Source organism: Nonomuraea sediminis, from assembly GCF_018531495.1.
GTDB classification, from domain to species: domain Bacteria; phylum Actinomycetota; class Actinomycetes; order Streptosporangiales; family Streptosporangiaceae; genus Nonomuraea; species Nonomuraea sediminis.
In genome coordinates this window covers 11,983-31,074 of sequence record NZ_JAHDTI010000008.1, presented here as the reverse complement: position 1 = coordinate 31,074, position 19,092 = coordinate 11,983, and the positions used below count along the sequence as shown (strand labels likewise).

Here is a 19,092-nt window from a genome sequence, read left to right as displayed (position 1 = left end):
TCAACTTGACGGGAGCTCTCCCCTTGCGGGAGTTCAGATGGCCGGGCAGATGGGTGAGGGGTCCGGGGTGGCCGGGTCTGTTACGGCTGGCCGTACCATGTCGCGGAAGTCTAGCGTCAGGGGGTTGGCGCAGCCGGGGCGGAAGATCTTGATGAGGCCGTCGTGGCCGGGGGACCGGAGGAACTCGCCGTCGGCCAAAGGCCAGACGGTCAGGCTGTCGGGCTGCTTCACCCCGTCTATCTCCAGAATCCTGTTCAGGTACTTGTCGCCGAATCGGTGCAGTTGGAACCGATAGGTGTGATCGTCCGGAGCGTGGAAGGTGTAGGGCGTGGTGACGTCCAGGTTCCGGGGAATGCCGGTGTTGAGCTCCTTGATCTTTGTTGCGAAGGTGCTGAACGGCATCTTCGACTTCTCCAGCGCGTAGAAGAACCCGGCGTTCTCGTAGACGCCCGGCTGGACGCCGTTCTTGTTGATCTGGATCGCCACGTGGAAGCCGAGCCCCCCACACTTGTCGGAGTCCAGCAGCAGCCACTGCCCATCGGACTCCGGCCCCAAGCACCGCTGCCAGCGTTCGGGCACCACGCCCTGGAGCCCGCAGGCGAAGCCTCCGGCCACGCATGTGTTGACCACGTCCCGGTCGGGAGGCGTGTGGCCCGGACGGAGGCCGCCGTTGAAGCGGATCAGATCGGCGAAGTTCAGATTTGCCGCGGTGGGCATCAGCGTGGTCGCCTGCCCGTTGCCCCGATGCCGGTAGCCGGTGAACTCGTCCATCCGGTAACCGCTGTTGAGGAACACGCCACCAGCGCTGATCAGGAACGAGGGAGAGCTCGAGTAGATCTCCACACCCCCTTCCGCCCGGTCCGCGTCCGGATGGATCTTCGGCCGGTCACCGTGGTAGAAGCGCTCCTCGTACGGCGTGCCCTTGTTCATGGCCAGCTCGTAGGCGGCGCGCGGCGGCCGGTATTTCGACAGTCCGGCGATGGAGGCCTCGATCCGCCAGTGCCCGGGCAGCTTCCCATCCGTGAACTCCGACAGACCGGTGTAGAGCAGGAAGAACCCGGTCTGTGGGTCGGAGCCGCCGCTGTAGTAGCTGCCGTTGGCCGCGTCGGTGTTGGCGGCCAGCCGCCGGAACGGCCCGGCCCGGCGCAGCTTGTTGCTCGACACGGCGAACTTGGTGGTCGCGTAGTCCAGCAGGATCCGCGCCGCCGCCCGCATCCGCGGTTCCTCGGCGAAGTCGTACAGATTCAGCAGCGCGTTCAGCGAGTAACGCTGGTACGGCCGAGCGTTGAACTCCAGGAAGTCATGCTTGGAGATGGTCTGCAGGAACCGCAGCAGGTAGACGTCCATGCCGTTGACGTGGTTGTCCCAGATGGCGTCCTGCGTCTCGGCGAAGAAGATCTGGTTGGTGAGGTAGCGGGCGCTCTCGATGAGCAGGATGTGGTTCTCCGATTCCGGCGAGACGAAGGCGCAGATCACCTTGCCTTCCTCGCTGACCCGGTGCGGCCCGTTCATCGTCAGCAGCTCGTGGGTGATCTTCTGCCAGACGTCGTTGTCGAGGAGCCAGCGGTCCCGGTAGGCGATGTAGAGGAGACCCTTGAGGAAGGTGTCGTAGTCACCCAGCGTCTTGGGCTCGACCGGGCAGTCGTCGGATTCGGTGCCGACGGGCTTGGTGGGCATGTCCCGCAGGATCTCGTTGACCAGCAGACGGTTGGGCAGCTCGCCGGCGCAGGCGTCGGCGTTGCCCTCGAGCTGGACCCGCTCCATCCGGGTGACCATCGTGGCCGCCTCGTCTTCGCCCGGCTGGGTGCCGTCAAGGTCGACGATCTTCTGGCAGGCGAGCTGCTCGACCACAGCCTTGGTGCGGTTGTCGTGCGTGGCCAGGGCAGTCGCGGGATCGGTCGCGGACATCGCCGAGATGTCCACGTCCTCGCTGAACGAGGTAGGGGTGAAGCCGACCGGGATCGTCCAGCCTTGCCGGCAGGTGGAGCCGCCGATGCCCGTGTCGCAGCCCTCCACGACGAAGGTGATCGGTCCCCAGTTGGGCGGCAGGCCGACCCGGATCTTCCCGCTGGTCCGGGAGCCCTTGATCTCCCGCTGGCCCAGGTTCCTGCCGTTGCTGTCCCACCGTACGATGAAGACGTCGTAGTCGAAGCGGGGCTGGCTCGGCCCCCACTCGAAGACGGCCTGGCCCTCCTGCTGGTAGGCGGCCACCACCATCTTGTCGCCCTGGTCGGGCGACCAGGCGATCTGGCCGTGCTGGTAGTCCTGCCGCTTGCCCCGCCTGCCGGACACGTCCTGCTCGGGGCCGGTCGGGCAGCTCAGCAGGCCGGCCGAGCCGCGCAACTCCTGCCAGCGCTCGCCGATCAGCCCGCCGGCCTGCTGCGTGCAGGCGGCCTGGCCAGGCTGGGCCTGGAGCGTGACGTGGACCGGGATCGTCCAGCCTTGCCGGCACGTCGCCCCGCCGAGGAAGCCGCCCGCGTCGCAGCCCTGGACGACGAAGGAGTACTCGCCCATGCCCTGCAGCCGCCTGGTCCAGCGGCCGAGGTCGCCGTCGCTGGGCGACATGAGCCTGGCCTTCAGCTCGTCCTGGCCCAGGTTCGCGCCGTCCTTGTCGTAGCGGATCTGGAAGAAGTCGTAGGTGAACGGCGTGGTCGGACCCCAGTCCACGCTGACCCTGTTGCCCAGCAGGTAGGCCGCGACCGTCATCTGCGCGCCCTGGTCGGGCGACCAGACGATCTCACCGTGCTCGAAGCGCTGCCGCTTGCCGTGACGGCCGGGCACGTCCTCCGCCGCCGCGACGGCACAGCCCAGCGGGCCGAGTTCGTGGCCCATGCTGTACCACTTGCCGTAGATCTCGCCCTCCCAGGCCCCGATGAAGCATTTGGGAGAGATGCCGTCGTGGGTGCTGCCGGACAGGTCCACGTGCGCGGTGACCGGGATCGTCCAGCCCTGCCGGCACTTGGATGAGCCATAGCGGGGCTTGTCGCAGCCTTCCACGACGAAGACGTAGTCGCCGCTCTTGTCCGGGTTGACCCTGTGCGAGCCGGTCGTCGGGGTGACGAACCTGGCGCTCTCCTGGCCGAGGTTCTGGCCGTCGCGGTCCCAGCGCACCAGGAAGTGGTCGTAGCTGAAGGGGTTGGCCGGGCCGAACTCCACGACCGCGGACTTGCCGAGCTGATAGGCCGCGACGGTGAGGTCCTTGCCCTGATCGGGTGACCAGGCGATCTGGCCGTGCTCGAAATCCTGGCGTTTACCATTGCGGCCGGGCACGTCCTGCTCGGGGCCGGTGGCGCAGCCGAGTGGGCCGTCCTTGCCGTCGAGGAGATCCCACCGGTCGTGGATGAGGCCGATCGGCGTGATCGTGCACGGGCCGCCGGACGCGGTCGCAGCCTGGGCGGGCGGACCGATGACCGCCAGCATGGCGGCGAGCATGGCGAGCAGCGTGAGGAGTCGGGTGAGCATAGCGCCGATCGTGAAACCGGAGCCGGCCCGGCGCCAGAGTAGGCCCTACTCAGTCAGACGCCCGGGGGTCCGATCGTGACCCCTTCAGGCCGGTGTGAGTGACGAAGGCGTCCAGCAGGCTGGATCGGAACTACATCCGCGTACGAGGTCTCCTGACCCGCGGCGAAGAACGGCTGGTTGGTGAGGGGGTTGATCAGGGTGAATTCCAGGCGGGCGTGGAGTTCGGGTGCCGGCCACCACAGGTCGAGGAGTTCTCCCGGGCCGGCCGTAGCACCAGCACGCGGATGGACAGGACAGTGCGCGGGCGTCCCCGCCGCCGAGCAGCACTGGCTGCGGCGTGCCTGCGCCGCAGCAGATCACGATGCCAGCGCAGGATCGTATCAGGGCGGACCAGCAACGTGAGACGCCGCAGCCCATAGGCAGACGATGCAGCAGCCGCGCGAGAGGGAACCGATCTTCCCGTGTGAACGCGGGCTTGTTCACCTGCCGTTGCAGCGCGGTCAGCTGATGCCGGAGCACCAAGATCTCGATGTCCTTGGCGCGATCGCCGGTGGACAGGTTCTCTCGCGCCATCCGAACGATCAGCGCCTTGATCGGGCGGCGGGTGGAGGGGCGTCCTGGGCGCCGCCTGCCAGTGAAGGTCCACTTCCGCGCCACGAGGTTGCGATGCCAGCGCAAGAACGTCGCAGGGGCGACCGGGAACACCTCGGCCCACCGGCGGCGCTGGATCAATCGAGACAATGCCGCGAACCAGAGCCAGTCGGCACGACCCCACCGCGGCCGGCCTCCGAGTTGACGGCGGAGCACCTGGTTCTCGTGACGCAGCACCAGCAGCTCAGCCTCCCTGGACGCATCAGAGCGGACCAGCACCGCCACAAGCCCGCATAGGCACCGAACCACCCGGTAGATCAGCGATAACAGCACCCCGCGATGGTGACAACCGCCGTTCTGATCGCGCAGCAGAATCCCAGCTCAGAGCCCGGACCGTGTTTTAGAGCGGGACACGATCCGGGTGCTGGTCGCCCACGACCAGGCGCCGGTACGGCAGGCGCTCCGCCTGACGCTGGACAGCGAGCCAGACATCGAGGTCGTCGACGAGGCAGCCAACAGCGCCGAAGCGGTGCGCAAGGCGCTCTGGCGGCGTCCCGACGTGGTCGTGATGGACCTGCGCCTGCCGTACCTGGACGGGGTAGTCGCGATCCGGCAGCTCACGGGCACTGAATCTCCCGGGAACTGTCGATCGAAGAAGGCACGGTGAAGACGCACGTAGCCCGCGTCCTCGCCAAGCTAGGCCTGCGCACCCGGGTTCACGCGGTCATCTACGCCTACGAGCAGGGCCTGCCGTACCTCAAGGATGCGCAGCCGCCTTCGGCTTCTCGCTTCCGCGCGGGCTCCAGAGCTCACTCCATTCCTCGGGCCGAGACGCCCAGGCGATGGCCGCCATGATCGTCAGATGTATCGGCGCCGAGATGCTGTTCATGAGCGAATCCTGGCTGATGATGTGCGTGAGCACCGCGCCTACCAGGATGACGACCAGGAGCGCGGAGGCCAGGAATCTGAACCGCCTACGTGGGATGACCAGCAGCACGGCGGCGACCAGTTCGCCGGCCCCGATCACGAAACGGAACCAGGACGGATACCCCCAATTCGCAAACTTCACCGAATACGCTGGGCCGAAGAACGTCGGACCTGGCCAGAACTTTGTCACCGCACCGACGGCGAACTCCAGGGCCAGTAACAGGCACAGGCCGATCAGCAGCCGTTGCCGCCACACAGGGGCCATGTTGTACTCCTTGAGTTGATCGAGAGAACGACGAGATCCCCGTCGGCCACCGGTGAGATACGGCGCGACGGGAGAGTGTGACGTCAGGCGACGCCGTACCGCATGACGGTTGTGGCACTCGCGCCGCCTGGCGTGGGTCAGCCCCCGGTGCCGCCGGCCACCTGCCTGGTGGTGGCGTTGAGGCGGTTGAACAGGTTGGTCACAGCGATCATCAGGATCAGGGCCGCGAGCTGCTGCTCGTCGTAGTGCTTGGCAACCTGGTCCCAGATCTCGTCGGGGACCGGGTCGGGTCGGTCAGCCAGCCGGGTCGCTGCCTCGGCGAGCGCCAGCGCGGCGCGTTCGGCGTCGGTGAAGCAGGACGTCTCCCGCCAGGCCGCCACCGCCCACAAGCGCTCGTCGCTCTCGCCCGCCTTCTTGGCGCTGCGGGCGCCGGAGTCCACACAGGCGCTACAGCCGTTGATCTGGCTGGCCCGCAGATGGACCAGCTCCAGCGTCTGCTGTGGTACGCCACCGGTGAACGTCGCCTTGTACAAGGCCTGAATAGCCTGCATGGTGTTGGGAAGGACCATCGCCGGGTTCTTCATCCGTGCTCCCATGACCGCTGTCCTTTCGAAGGTTTTGAGTGGTCACCGCCTTTCGCGCACCCGACCGCGGATATCGCGATCACGTGGGACGAAAAGGCGCTTTCGGACAGCCCCAGCCTCCGATACAGCCTCTAGCAGCATCAACGTCAGCCGACTCAATGTGCGTTAATCTCAGGCTTAACGTCCAAAGGGGGCGCTCGTGGAGCTACGGGACATCCAGATCTTCCTGACGCTGGTCGAGGAGCTGCACTTCGGCCGCACCGCCACCCGGCTGTACATCACACCAGCGCGGGTCAGTCAGGTGATCAAGAAGCTAGAGCGCCTGATCGGCGGCGAACTCTTCGAGCGCACGAGCCGTGCGGTACGGCTCACGCGCCTGGGCGAACAGCTCCGCAACGACCTGCATCCGATCTACCACGGTCTGAAAGAGAGCATGGAGCGGGCCAGGCTGGCCGCTCAGGGCATCACCCAAGTGCTCCGCATCGGCATGATCCCGAGCAACGCTCACGACCTGCGCCCCTTCTGGGACACCTTCCGTTGCCGCCACCCGCACTGGGGCCTGCGGATCCGCCACAACTCCTTCGTCGACCCGTTCGGCGGGCTGCGCAAGGCAGAGATCGACATACTGATCGCCTGGCTGCCCGTCGAGGAACCAGACATGACCGTCGGCCCCGTCATCTGCACCGAACCCAAAGTGTTAGCGGTGGCCACCGGCCACGAACTGACCGATCAGGGATCGGTCTCGCTGGAGGCGCTCGCTGACTTCGGCGTCCTCGCATCGGTCATGCCCGTGCCCGACTACTGGGAGAACGCGTTCGTTCCCTTCCACACACCCAGCGGTCGCCCGATCGAGCGTCTCCCGATCATCACAAACCTTGACGAGCTATACACCATTGTCGGCACTGGCGAGGCCGTCAACTCCTTGGGCAATCACGTCACCCGTTATCACGCCCGCCCCGGCATCACCTACCTGCCCATTCACGATGCCCCTCTTCTCAGATGGGGCCTGATCTGGCGCAGCGACGCCGAGACCGACCTCATCCGCGCCTTCGCCCAGGTCGTCCGCGATCTCGGCACTTTTCAGGAATCGTGACCTTGAGACATCGACCACGTCTTCATGCCGGCGCGCCAGCCGTACGGGCCCATCGAGCCTGCGGGTGCCTATTAATCATCCGGCCTGGTCAAGCCGCGTAGCGGTACTCGTTCAAGATTCCGCCGAGTCGCTCATGCCGACGGATATCGAGCGGTGTGCTCCATGCCGGGTCAGTGCTGGAAGCGGGAAGCGGTAGGAGCGGAGCTGCCTGCCGAAGAGAGCGGTGTGGCCTGTGCTCGTGGTAGAAGGTCTCGAACTCCTGCAGCGCGTGCAGAAGGTGCTGCTGGTTCCAGATCAAGTGCCCAGTCGGGTGTGCAGTGACGCCGAGGACGCGGATGCGGCGGGTGGCGTGCTCGATGATCGCCAGCACGTGCAAGCGCGCCCAGTGAGCGTGCGGACCTCGAAGAAGTCGCACGCCCGCAGGGCACCTTGTGGGTGCCAAGAACTCGGCCGCCGTATGCGACCTGCGCGTATTCGTGGATCAGCCCGCCGAGGGCGGTCACGTCGAATGACCTTGATATCGTCCTCGACCGGGTCGGGAAGGGCTCGCAGCGGAGCGGCCTGGCTCAGCGAGCGATGTGGGCGATGCTCGTTGAAGTGGGTCTCGTAGGCGGCCAGCACGCGTCGTAAGTGGCGGGCGTTGACGATGAGGATCCGATCGAGGAGTTCTCGGCGCAGGCCGCCGATCCAGCGCTCGGCGAACGCGTTGGCTCGCGAAGCCCGAGGCGGTGTCTTGATGGATGCGGACGCCTGCGGCGGTGAAGACTTCGTCGAACATCGTGGTGAACTTCGTATCCCGATCGCGGATGAGGAACCTGAACCCCTCCACCCTGTCCCCCAGTTCGATCATCAAGTTCCTGACCTGCTGCGCAACCCACGGCCCGGTCGGGTGCTCGGTGACACCGAGGACGTGCACCCGGCGGGTACCGAGCTCCATGACGACCAGGCAATACAGGCGCTGGAACAGCACAGAGTCGCAGTGAAAGAAGTCGCACGCCAAGATCCCCGCAGCTTGAGCACGCAGGAACTCACTCCAGGTCGGTCCCACGCGTCGCGGTGCGGGGTCGATGCCGGCCTTCTTCAAGATCAGCCACACCGTGGAGGCCCCGACCCGGTAGCCCAGAGCCGCGAGTTCCCCGGCGATCCGCCGATATCCCCACAGCGGATTCTCCCGGGCCAGACGAAGTACCAAGGTCCGGATGGAGACGCGGATGGGAGGCCGACCATGGCTGCGGCGCTTGAAGGTCCACCGCCGCCGTACGAGATCGGCGTGCCAGCGCAGCAGCGTGCCCGGCGTCACGAACAACCGCCGACGACCGGCTCGGGACAGCAGCCACGCCAGCGCGCTGATCACCGCCCGATCCGCCCACGACGGCCGAGGCCTTGCCACCTGCCGACGCAACACCGCGAGCTGATGACGCAAGACGAGGATCTCCGCGTCTTTCGACCTCTCCGAACGACCCAGCAGCACCACCCAACCCGAGGATCAGATAGAGCAACCGCAACGCCATGGACAGCGATCATGCCTGCCAGAACGGGAACACCAAACCCCAGGTCAGCCCCGACGGCCGAGTTTCGGGCACCCACAGGATCTCACCCTCGGGCGACCCTGGCCTCAGGCGAACAGGGCCGAGACCGGACCCTCGCGGCAACGTCGACGGTTCGGCCGTCAGGGGCTGACCGTCGGGTGTCGTGGGTTGAGGGCGGGCATACCAGGCGCGGGGATACCGGGCGCTGGCTCGGTGTCAATCGCCGATAGAGCATGGTCCAGAAGCCGCGGCGCTCATGCTTCGGCTCTACTTTCCCCTATCCCCGGCGGCCGACAGGATCGCTGGCCGCCAGGGGGGCGGAGCCGCCGGTCAGCCTGCGGCCTTCCGGTTGCAGAACACCTCCTTGAGGAGCCTTTCCACCACCTTCGGGTACAGCGCTGCCGGGTCGGCTGCGGCGTCCCCGGTGGTCAGCGAGACGGTCATGGTCTTCTTGCCGTCGGGCGAGCTGTACATCAGCGTCCCGTAGCCCGCCGGAGGGCTGCCGTTGTGCTGGTAGACGGTGCCGCCGCAGTTCGGGCCCAGGTCCTGCACCCACAGCCCGAGGCCGTAGCCGAGCTTGCCGTACGGCTTGCGCATCTCGGCCAGCAGCGGGGCCGGCAGGAGCTTGCCGCCCATCAGCGCGGAGATGAACGTCTGGAGATCCTGGGTGGTCGAGATCAGTGCTCCGGCGCCGGCCAGCAGGGAGACGTTCTGGCGGGAGACGTCGACCACCTTCCACTGGCCGGCGTCCTGGTAGCGGAGGTAGCCGTGGGCGTGCGGGCCGGGGATCTGCGTCCGGTCGCCCGGCACCACGGTGTTCCGCATGCCGAGCGGTCGCAGGATGCGCCGCTTCATCTCCTCGGCGTAGGGGCGGCCGGTGACCTTCTCGATCAGCAGCAAGGCCAGCGTGTAGTTGGTGTTGGCGTATCTCTGGTCCGTTCCCGGCTCGAATCGGGGCTTCTTGGACAGTGCCAGCCGTACCAGCTCCTCCGGTTGGTAGCTGTGGAAGCGGTTGTCCAGCCACTCCTTGCCCTGGCCGGGGATCCCCGGCTCCCACTTGCCGTCGGCGTCGAAGTCGCCGGTGTAGTTGAACAGGCCGGTGGTGTGCTGCAGCATCATCCGTACGGTGATCCGCTGATCCAGCCCGAGCTCGGGCAGGTAGTCGGCCACCGGTTTGTCCAGCACGACCTTGCCCTCGGCCACCAGTTGCAGCACCAGGGTCGCGGTGAGGGGCTTGTTGACGCTGCCCGTCCAGAATCGCCCGTTGGTCGGCGGCTTGGCGGGCTGGCCGAGCTTGCGCACCCCGGCGCTGCCGGCCCAGTCGCCCCGCTCATCGTGAACACGCAGCTGCACCCCGGCGAGACCGAGATCGACGATGTCCTGGATGGCCTTCTGCAGCTGCGGACGATCCTGCCCGGCGGCGACCTTCGACACGGCCCCGCTGTCCGCTACAGCCACCGCGGGGGTGGCCGCCCCGGCCAGCAGCGCGGCCGCCAGTGCCGCGACTGCCACTCGCCGGGAGACCCGCGGCGTCGGGACCCTGTTTTTGACGGTGTGCAGGGATTTACCCATAACCATTCCTCACTTCGCGATAGTACGTGTTTTATGCAACTCGAAAGCTACGTTGCATTCGAAATAGCGTCAAACGCCAGAGAAGGATCAGCCCAGGTAGGAAACGATAAATTGATGCAATGACGCTGCGCTCGAATGCAATGCAGAGTTGCAATGAATGACGGCGAAGGCAATACTGGCGGCATGCCGGGAGAACGATTGACCCAGCGGGACCGCGAGCGCATCGCGGCCGGGCTCGCCGACGGGCTCTCCTACGCCGAGATCGCCAGGCGGCTCGACCGGCCGACCTCGACGATCACCCGGGAGATCGGACGCAACGGCGGCCCCGGCGACTACCGGCCCCAGCAGGCGCACCAGGCGACGGCCCAGCGTGCGCGGCGCGGCACACCGGCTCCACCCCGTGCGACCGGATCGCCGGGCGGCGGCGCGGAAGACGAGCTCGTCGAGATGGCGGTCAGGTCAGGGCTGCCGAGGATGACCGCGCGCGTGCACATCGACCTGCTGCTGTCCGAGGACGGCAGGCGCACCGCGGCCGAGCTGAGCCACAGACTGAAGATCAGCCCGGCCTCCGTCTCCGTCGCCGTGAACTTCCTGGTCGAGCAGGGGTTCGTCCGCCGTGAGCGCGATCCGCAGCGGCGTCGCGACATCTACGTGACCGACGACAGCACCTGGTACAACTCGATCATGATCAGCAGGCGGCAGACACTCGAGACGGCGCAGGCCACGATGGCGGCAGCCGAGACGTACGGGCTCGACAGCCCCGTGGGGCAACGGCTGGCCAAGGCGGGGGCGTTCCTGGAAGGAATCAGCCTGGACATGATCGAGTCGGCCGACCGCCGCCGCGCCCTCCTGGCGTGACAGGGCTCAACCGTACCACCAAGGTGTACTTGGCCATGAAGCTGGCCTCGCACGGCGATAACCCACTCAACGCGATTCAGACAATTGGTGCATAGTGTCGATGGTCAAGAACACACGGTTGCTCGGTGGTTGCTCGCGTGCACGCGATACAGCCGGGCGCGCATTGTCACTACCCGGCACGACGGCGGGGATAGTCCCGTGCGCAGCGGCAGAAAGCGACACTGCGCGACACCAGCCGGCATTGATCAAGGCGACAAAAGATCCGCTGCTTCTCGCAGCGGCCCCCGGACCTATTCACCACGCAGCTAGGAGTCGATCGGCTGCACGATCTGCGCGATAGCCGTTGAGGGCACGCAGCTCGCCCGCCGGGGATCGGCAGGCGATCACTCCCATCCCTGCGACCTGCACGGATGAATATTCGGCACCCACAACGCGCAGCGCGGAACCGCAGCACGAGGGGCGACCGCCGCAGCGGCCGCCCCCGCGTCATTTTAGACCGCGCTCACGGTGTGATCTTGACCGTCGTCGTCACCTCAACGGCCTTACCTCCAACCCGGTGGACGACGTAGACGTACGCGTCGTGCGTCATGTCCGGGAACCTGGCGCCCTTCGCATCAAAGCGAGTCGTCGCGAGCGGCTCGAAGGTCGCGGGCTTGCCGCTCTTGGAGACGTAGAGGGTGTACTCCGTACCACTCGCGTCGCGGATGGGGAAATTGATCATCGTGAAATGACCATTGCGCGTGACGGTCGCATCGAGTACCGGAACCGTCGCCTGGTAGGTCGCGGCGATCGACACGTCGTGATCCGGCATCACGAAAGTCGTGGTGGCCGCGTACGGATTCGCGACCTCGACGCCTCCCGCCTCCCAGGTGTCGAACACGTAGTAGTCCGGTGCCGCATCAGCCGTGATCGTGACCACGTCGCCCGCGCGAGCCTTCGACGGTGACGCCGAGCCCTGATCCACCTTGATCGCGTAGGTCGGCTTATGCGGGCGGAGCTTGTACGTCTGGCCGCGCAGGGTGTCGAAGGAGACCGTCGCATCCGTGTCCCAGTTCGGGGCGGTGCCCGCGGCCGTGCCGACCTGCGCACCCGTCGAATCGAAGACATCCGTGCCTTCGGGCCAGGGGGACGAGATCGTCATTCGTTGCCCTGCCTCACTCGTGACCGTCACGTCGCCCACGCGGCCCGCGGAGCCGTCGTATGCAGCTGAGACGACGAAGGCGCCTTCCGCGCGCAGCCGCGCGAAGGATGCGTCCTCGCCGGCCACCCAGTTCGGGAACACCTTGACGACGCCACGATCGCTCGTCAGCAGCATGTTGTTGATGGCGGCGGTCGCCCCAATCTTCTCGACGCCGTGCACGCCATCGCTGATGCGTAGGTTCGGCTGAATCTGGGTGTTGATGGTCTCGGTGAGGTTGTCGAGCACCACCTTCGCGGGGTAGCGCGTCAGGACGGCATCGTTGAAGATGCGCGGGAAGTTGTTGATCTGGCGCCAGGCGCCGGATCCGAACACGTCGATGGTGTTGCGGGCGATCTGCTGTTCCTTAGCCGAGGAGTAGTAGCCGAGCTGGCCCCCGGGTACCACGATGTCGAGCGGAATGATGTTCCCGTCGCCGGGAACCGGGTTGGCCAGCGGAACCCACTGCCCGCCCTTCCATTCCTTCTCCGCGAGTGAATACACCTCCTTGCCGTTCCACGTGCTCGTCGGCTGGGGCGCGAGGTGATCGTACAGATCCTGCCAGTGCGCACGGCGATCCTTGTCACGACCCAGTAGCACGCTGGCATCGATCAGTTCGCGGAGCACCTTCTTGAGCGCCGCAAGCTCGACGGCGGGGTTGGTTGCCCAGGAGCCTTCGTTGTACCCGGCATACAAGGTGTACAGATCGCCGCTCTTCTGCAGCCACGCATCGTAGAAGTTGACACAGCGCACCAGGTAGTCGTAGACCTTCTCGGACAGGAACTTTTTGTCCTGTGTGTAGTGGAAGTATTGGATGAGCGGGTATGCGCTGTACGGGGCGTTGAGGGCTTCCGCGTGGTAGGTGTCGTCGGTCACCGTCCCCCACGGGCCGATCCCCACGGGGAAGAGAACCGCGTCGCGAATGCCGTCCTGCAGATCGGGGCGCGAGTCGATGAACGCGCTGTTTATGCGTCGGAGCTGCGCCGGGTCTGCGGCGCGTGCTTCCCCGTTCGGCAGGAAGTCGAGCATGGCATCGACCGCCGGCAGCGAGAGCTTGGGCCGGTTGCTTGAGTTGGTGCCGTAGAAGGTCGCGATGAAGTTGTAGTTCAGGTGGTAGTCCGACGACCAGTTCGGGTTGTCCGTCGTGTGCCACAGCCCGTAGAGTCCGGGCGCGAGGTTGCCTGCGCGGGAGGTGCTGCCGAGCAGGTACTGCGCACCGTAGTAGTAGCGCATGACCTCGGGCCGGTTCGGAAGATCGATGTAGGAGGCCGACCAGAAGTTCTTCCACCACTGCGCCTGCTCGCGCCTCAGCTTATCCAGCTGTGCGGGTTCGGAAGCATCCGCGAGAAGCGCGAGCGCTTCTGCGTCCGGATCCTCGCCGGGGAGAGCTCCCCCGGCGTCATAGGTCTTGCCGCCGCCGCCGACCGTGGTCACGATTTGCACGGCCGTGGCCGGTTCGAGCGTGAACCCCGTGTAGCTCTCGCCCTTCGCCGGGTCGGCCGTGACTTTGGTGTCCGCTCCGACTACGGTCGTCGCGAGCGTCGCCTTGGAACGCCATGACAGCGGGTTTTTCGGCGCGTTGTTGAAGGTGGCGCGCGAAGCAGTCGCGATCCCCTGCTCCACGCCGCTGGTCACCGGGTAGTGGGCGTTGCCGCTTTTGCCCCAAGTAGTGACCTTCAGGTCGACCGGTTTCGAACCTTGCGACGTGACCTCAGAGACCATGATGTTGTGGTCGGGTGCCAGCCATGTCCGCATGGAGACCGGAACACCGCCCAGCGCCATGGTGGTCTCGATCCGTGCATCCAGGATGTTCTGGGTCTCCTTCGTGGTCACTGCCTCGCCGGCATCCTTGGTCGTCTCGTACAGTTCGAACTGTCCGATGCGCGCACGCGGGTTCGGGTCCGTGTTGGTCCGCTGGAGCGGCTCGGTCACGAGGAGTCGGAAGTGCGCACCGGTCACGGGCGCGTCGAGATTCTCGTCGAAGACATCCTTCGTGTTGCCCTCGACGACGGAGACGTCTGTCCACGTTGCGCCCGACCCGCCGGTCTCGCCGACCTGCAGGCGGAAATCGCTCGTATTGTTCATGCTGTACCCGCTGCGCACGGCGCCATCGTTCTTGACGACCCATCTCTGCACCGTGATGGGCTTGGGGAACGACAGCTCGAGCCAGTGCTCTTTGCCGATTGCGGTCACCCAGCCATAGCCGTTCGGAGAGGGCTGCATATTGCCGCTGACGGCGGTGCGCGGCTGGAAGTCGTCGTGGGACGAGCTCGCGGTGACCTCGGAAGCGCCGGGCGCGAGGTTGATCGCTTTCGTGTCCTCGCGCGCCTTGAGGGTAACGCCGCCGATGGGAAGCGGCTTAGTGAGGTTGTCGCCGCTGTTGAAGACGCCCTTGAGGTCGCCGGCCGAGACGAAGTCGGACTTCGAAACGAGAAAGGTCTTCTCTCCGCCCGCGCCTGCCGACGTCACGCCGAGATCTCCGTTGCCGAGCAATGCCGTGTTCGGTAACGAGTTCGAGTACGCGCCGCCGTACGCGTCCCCTGTCCACTTGCCGGTGATCGCGCCGATCAGCTCCTGGATGTGCGCCCACTCCGGCGACGATTCCTTGGGGGTGCTCACCTCGGATGCCACGACTGCCTGAGCGGTCGGCGCGATGGCACCCGCGCTAACGCACGCCGCGATCGCCACAGCGCTCATTCGGTGCAGAAATCTACGTCTCATTCGTATCCTCCTGATTCGTCTCGGTGTCATTGCATGGGCTGGCGAGTCATCGTGCGCAGCTGCGAGCATGCGTGCTCAGGACGGCGGGAGGGAGCCTTCGCCCGCACCGCGCCCGTTCGTTGTCACAGGCCAGACGATGGGTGCGTGCGCGACGTCGTAGGCGTCCCGACGCAATACCTCGGCGTCGTGATGCGCGTACGTCTGGAAGCCGAACCTCAGTCGGACGATGCCCGCTTCCGTCAGCGGGTAGTTGGTCATCCAGTAGTTGTTGTACGCCCACGCGAGCAGCCGTGGATTCCGCTCCCGTGGCACGGTGTCCAGCGGCGGACCGAAGTGGAACGTGCCGAACTGGACGAGCGGTGTGTCCGGGGTGAACAGCGCGTGCGTGCGGGTGCTGTCGCCGAGTGCCGCGAACGATTCGACGGTCGCCCAGCCCCGACACGCGCCCTTCAGCTGATCCGTGTCCAGACCCACGATCTCGCCTGCGTTGTCAAACGAGCCCACCCATCCGGCGTCCGCCCGCAGCGGCACGACGAAGTACACTGCCTGCGGCGAGGTGTCGGGTAGGAGCTCAAAGTCGACGACCACCTCGATGAGCGCCGACCGGCTCGAGAACGTGAACCGCTGCGTCAGGTGCCTGACGCCGTCGGCCTCAAACCTGCGCGTCATGATGACCTGATCGTTTTCGACGAGGACCGTGCACCCCAACGGACGACGCGCACGTTCGCGGATGGGACGCCATGCGTCCCATCCGCTGGCGTCGAACTTCTCGCCGTCCAGGTCGCGCTTGTAGAACGCCTCGCGCGTCCCGTCCACGAGCGCATCGGCGCGTTCTCGGACGTACTCGAAGAAGTCGAACTCGTCCTCGATATTGAGGACCTCCGACTCCGACGTACGATCCCACAGCGAGAGGATGCGTCCGGTTCGCGCGTCGTACCGGACGCGGTGGAACGGTGTTTCGATCGTTCCGGTGACCCGTGCCAGCTCGGAGAATGCATCCCAGCTGGGTGCCCCGAAGGTTGGGCTCTCCTCCAGCGCGTGCGAGACGGCGTCGTGGTCTTCCCGGGACGGCAATTGGTCCAGCGGAATGACCCGCCAACTGCGCGCAGGCATCTCGATCGGGCCAACGCACCGCACATCGTCTTCGGGCAGGCGCACCCGCCACGGCCGCGCGTCGTACGCCATGCGTTGAGCGCGGTACGTGCGCTCGCCTTCCGCGCCGACGTTGCGGAACCACGCGTTCGAGATCTCCGGGTACATCGTGCGATCATGGGTCGCCGCGTTGACGACGAGAACACCGGACAGTCCGCGATCGGCCAGGGGATTCTGCGCGAGGGCCTCGAGACCGGACATCACGGCAAACCCGGCGAGTTCATCCGCCTCATGCGCGAGCGACTTCTTCAACAGTTCGGTCGTGACCGCCTGCGGGTTCGCCGGGGAGGGGTCATAGAAGCCCCACGTGTGCTCATCGAAGAGGTCGCCGCGCTCCTGCGCCAGGATCACGACATCGGGGCGGTCGGTGCCCATGACCGACGCTTCCTGCAGCCGCGCCTTGGCCAGGCGAGAGGTCGCCGTAGCTGTGGGGGTGCTGCCGGCTCCGAACGTCCAGTAGTCCGTCCAGTCGCCTCGCTGCACCTCCAGCGACGCGTCTGGGACGATGCTCGCTGCCCGGAGCAGATCGTCGAAGGTGGCGTACCGGATCGTCGGGCCCTCGCCGCGATCGTTCCACCGACGGATGAGGTCGGGCAGGAACGGGCTGGGTGGCGCGTTGTCCCACATGACCGGGGAACAGGTGCTAGACAGGTACACGAACGGCAGGGAGTAGTCCATGCCGCCCAGGTGACGGGACAGCCCCGCCCACCCCTGTGCCATCCGCTCGACAGAGTGGTCCCAGGAGAACAGCAGCTGGTCGAACATCGTGTAGTGGTGCCCGTTGAACACTCGCAAGGTGCGTCCGCTGGGCGCCTCCCAGAGGAAAAGGCCCGGCCTCGGATTGATCGGCCGCCCCGAGTGCAGGTTCGCGCCCATGACGAACATCTCCACGCCGGCATCGAGCAGGACATCGGCCAGCGCCCACTGCGCTCCCGGCACGTCGTGCTGACAGGCGACGGCGACGCGGGTGTCGAGGATCTCCTCGAGTTCCCCCTTGCCCGCGATGAGCCGTTCGAGTCCTCGCCGATCCGGGAGGGCGCTGATGTTCCACCGCAGCGCCGCGAGGCCGATGCGCCCCTGCCGGTGCAGTGCCCGGAATCGCTCGACGTCGGCGGATGACGCTCGGCGAAGCCAACGTAGGACCGGCTCATACGCCTCGCACGTCCACTTCGGGCGCGCGCCACCCGGGAGGTCTGCTGTCGATTCGAGCCAGTCGATCGCTTGCGAGATGTACTCCCCTTGAAGCTCCCAAACGACGGGCTGCGAGTGGGTGTAGCCGACGTCGAGGTGGCTGTGGTGCAGAACCAGGATCTCCTCGACCTCGACCTCGGACCCGATGTCGGCGGGGTTCTGGCTCACTTAGTGGCTCCTGTGGTGAGTCCGGCGATGAACTGCTTCTGCAAGGTGAGGTAGCCGGCGACCGGGATGATCGCGGCCAGGAACATCACGCCGAACAGCTGCGCGTAATTGGTGGAGTACTGGCCCAGCGACAAATACAGACCGGTGGTGACGGTCTGGCCGCGCAACGGGCCGAGGATGAACTGCGGATTCATGAAGTCGTTCCAGATCCACAGCGACAGGAAGATCGCGACGGTGGCGGTGGCCGGCCGCAACAACGGCATGACGATCGTCCACCAGATCCGGAGCATCCCTGCGCCGTCCAGAGACGCGGCCTCGACGATCTCGCCGGGGACGGCACGCAGGAAGCCGGAGTACACGAACACCGCGAACGACAGATACCCGCCGCCGACGTTGGTCAGGATCAGCCCGGCGTAGGTGTGGTCCAGATGCAGAAATGTCAGGATCTTGATGGTAGGTAGCAGGACCACCGCGGGCGGGATCATCAGTCCGGCGGCGAAGGCGGCCAGGACGATCCGGCGCAGGCGGGCCGAGCGGCGGGTCAACCAGAAGCTGAACGCCGCGCCCAGCGGGATCACCAGCAGCACCGAGGCGACGACGGTGAGCGTGGAGTTGGCCAGACCGATCTGGACGATCTTGTCCGACCGGGACAGCGCGTCGGAGATGTTGTGCGTCGTCGGCGGCACCGGCGGGGCCGCCGGGTTCTGGATGATCTGGTCCTGGGTCTTGAAGGCGTTGACGATCGTCAGGTAGATCGGGGAGATGAATGCCAAGGTCAGCAGCCCGGCGGCGGCCAGGTAGGCCCGGCTGGTCCAGACCCGTCGCGCCGACGCCGCCGTCGGCGCGGACGTGAGCGGCACGGCCGGGCGGCGCCGGGTGGTCAGCGTGCTCACAGGTCCACCTCCCGGCGACGCAGCAGGCCGGTCACCAACAACGCGATGACCGCCGAGACGGCCAGCAGCAGCATGGCCACCGCGGAGGCGTAGCCGAACCGGCCACCGGTGAAGGCGAGCTTGATGATGTACAGCGCGGTGGACTGCGTGGAGTCGGCCGGACCACCCGATGTCAGGGCCGCAATGATGTCGTAGAGCTTGAGCATGGTGATCAGCGAGATGGTGACGCTGATCGTGGTGCCGGGGGCCAGCATCGGGAAGGTGATCCGCCGGAACCGCTGCCAGCGCCCCGCCCCGTCGACGGTGGCGGCCTGGTACAGCTCGACCGGAATCGACTGCAGCGCGGCCAGGTGCACCACGGTGGTGAACCCGGTGAGGACCCACCCGGCGACCAGCCCGACCGAGAACATCGCCAAGTGCGGGCTGCCGAGCCAGGTGATCGGCTTGCCGATGATCCCGGCGGAGATCAACAAGTGGTTGAGCAAGCCGTCCTGAGCCAGGATGTAGCGCCAGACGAACCCGACGATGACTCCGGACAGCACCTGCGGCAGGAACGCCGCGGTGCGCATCGCGCGGTAGCTCAGCGACGTCCGGTTCAGCAGCATCGCGAACCCGATGCCGGCGGCGTTGGCCACCACGGTCACCACGCCGGCCAGCACCAGGGTGAATCCGAGGCTGGCGGCCAGGGCGTCGTCGTGGACCATCTCGGTGTAGTTGGCGACGCCGACGAAGTCCGAATGCGCCAGCAGCGGGTTCTCGTTCGTCAGGCTCTTCCAGGCGCTGATGCCCACCGGGACGATGATGAACAGGGCGTACAGCCCGAGTGCGAGCACTGCCAGAGCGCCCAAGGCGAGGTCGCCTCGCGGTCGATGGGCATGGGTGGTCATGAAGGCCTCCCTGATGTCGGTC

Annotated in this window: 12 protein-coding genes; 3 read left to right on the top strand and 9 right to left on the bottom strand. The window is 66.4% G+C overall.

Annotated features, from left to right (window positions below; genetic code table 11):
• Positions 1-33: 33 nt before the first annotated feature.
• Complete coding sequence (locus KIK09_RS31555) at positions 34-3,462, bottom strand: LGFP repeat-containing protein (RefSeq protein ID WP_214323064.1); 3,429 nt, start codon at positions 3,460-3,462, stop codon at positions 34-36.
• A 1,012-nt stretch (positions 3,463-4,474) separates the two neighbouring features.
• On the opposite strand from KIK09_RS31555, the gene KIK09_RS31550 reads away from it, so the two are divergent.
• Positions 4,475-4,720, top strand: coding sequence for a response regulator (locus KIK09_RS31550; protein WP_214323063.1), 246 nt, complete (start codon positions 4,475-4,477; stop codon positions 4,718-4,720).
• A gap of 90 nt (positions 4,721-4,810) precedes the next feature.
• On the opposite strand, the gene KIK09_RS31540 is transcribed toward KIK09_RS31550, so the two are convergent.
• Together KIK09_RS31540 and KIK09_RS31535 are read right to left on the bottom strand one after the other, a co-directional pair.
• Positions 4,811-5,236 (bottom strand): DoxX family protein, encoded by a 426-nt coding sequence (locus KIK09_RS31540; protein ID WP_214323062.1) that lies wholly within the window; start codon positions 5,234-5,236, stop codon positions 4,811-4,813.
• A gap of 146 nt (positions 5,237-5,382) precedes the next feature.
• Positions 5,383-5,841, bottom strand: a complete 459-nt coding sequence (locus KIK09_RS31535) for a carboxymuconolactone decarboxylase family protein (protein WP_214323061.1) — start codon at positions 5,839-5,841, stop codon at positions 5,383-5,385.
• A gap of 187 nt (positions 5,842-6,028) precedes the next feature.
• Here KIK09_RS31535 and KIK09_RS31530 point away from each other — a divergent pair, with 187 nt between their 5' ends.
• Positions 6,029-6,922, top strand: a complete 894-nt coding sequence (locus tag KIK09_RS31530; RefSeq protein WP_214323060.1) for a LysR family transcriptional regulator — start codon at positions 6,029-6,031, stop codon at positions 6,920-6,922.
• Positions 6,923-7,216: 294 nt separating this feature from the next.
• Here KIK09_RS31530 and KIK09_RS60690 read toward each other — a convergent pair whose 3' ends face one another.
• Both KIK09_RS60690 and KIK09_RS31520 read right to left on the bottom strand, forming a co-directional pair.
• Positions 7,217-7,600: an integrase core domain-containing protein gene (locus KIK09_RS60690; RefSeq protein ID WP_372455703.1), complete on the bottom strand. Its 384-nt coding sequence runs from the start codon at positions 7,598-7,600 to the stop codon at positions 7,217-7,219.
• A gap of 1,181 nt (positions 7,601-8,781) precedes the next feature.
• Positions 8,782-10,023 (bottom strand): serine hydrolase domain-containing protein, encoded by a 1,242-nt coding sequence (locus KIK09_RS31520; protein WP_214323059.1) that lies wholly within the window; start codon positions 10,021-10,023, stop codon positions 8,782-8,784.
• Positions 10,024-10,206: 183 nt separating this feature from the next.
• On the opposite strand from KIK09_RS31520, the gene KIK09_RS31515 reads away from it, so the two are divergent.
• The gene (locus KIK09_RS31515) at positions 10,207-10,881 is read left to right on the top strand and encodes a GbsR/MarR family transcriptional regulator (RefSeq protein WP_250574096.1); all 675 of its coding nucleotides are present in this window, start codon (positions 10,207-10,209) and stop codon (positions 10,879-10,881) included.
• A gap of 502 nt (positions 10,882-11,383) precedes the next feature.
• On the opposite strand, the gene KIK09_RS31510 is transcribed toward KIK09_RS31515, so the two are convergent.
• From KIK09_RS31510 to KIK09_RS31495, 4 genes are all read right to left on the bottom strand, one after another.
• Entirely contained in the window at positions 11,384-14,755 is a 3,372-nt protein-coding gene (locus KIK09_RS31510; protein WP_214323058.1) for a glycosyl hydrolase family 95 catalytic domain-containing protein, read from the bottom strand.
• A gap of 99 nt (positions 14,756-14,854) precedes the next feature.
• Positions 14,855-17,290: a glycoside hydrolase family 38 N-terminal domain-containing protein gene (locus KIK09_RS31505; RefSeq protein ID WP_214323057.1), complete on the bottom strand. Its 2,436-nt coding sequence runs from the start codon at positions 17,288-17,290 to the stop codon at positions 14,855-14,857.
• The gene (locus KIK09_RS31500) at positions 17,287-18,183 is read right to left on the bottom strand and encodes a carbohydrate ABC transporter permease (RefSeq protein ID WP_214323056.1); all 897 of its coding nucleotides are present in this window, start codon (positions 18,181-18,183) and stop codon (positions 17,287-17,289) included. The genes KIK09_RS31505 and KIK09_RS31500 overlap by 4 nt, the downstream gene beginning before the upstream one ends.
• A complete protein-coding gene (locus KIK09_RS31495) occupies positions 18,180-19,070 on the bottom strand; it encodes a carbohydrate ABC transporter permease (RefSeq protein ID WP_214323055.1) in 891 nt (296 codons plus the stop codon). The genes KIK09_RS31500 and KIK09_RS31495 overlap by 4 nt, the downstream gene beginning before the upstream one ends.
• Positions 19,071-19,092: the final 22 nt, after the last annotated feature.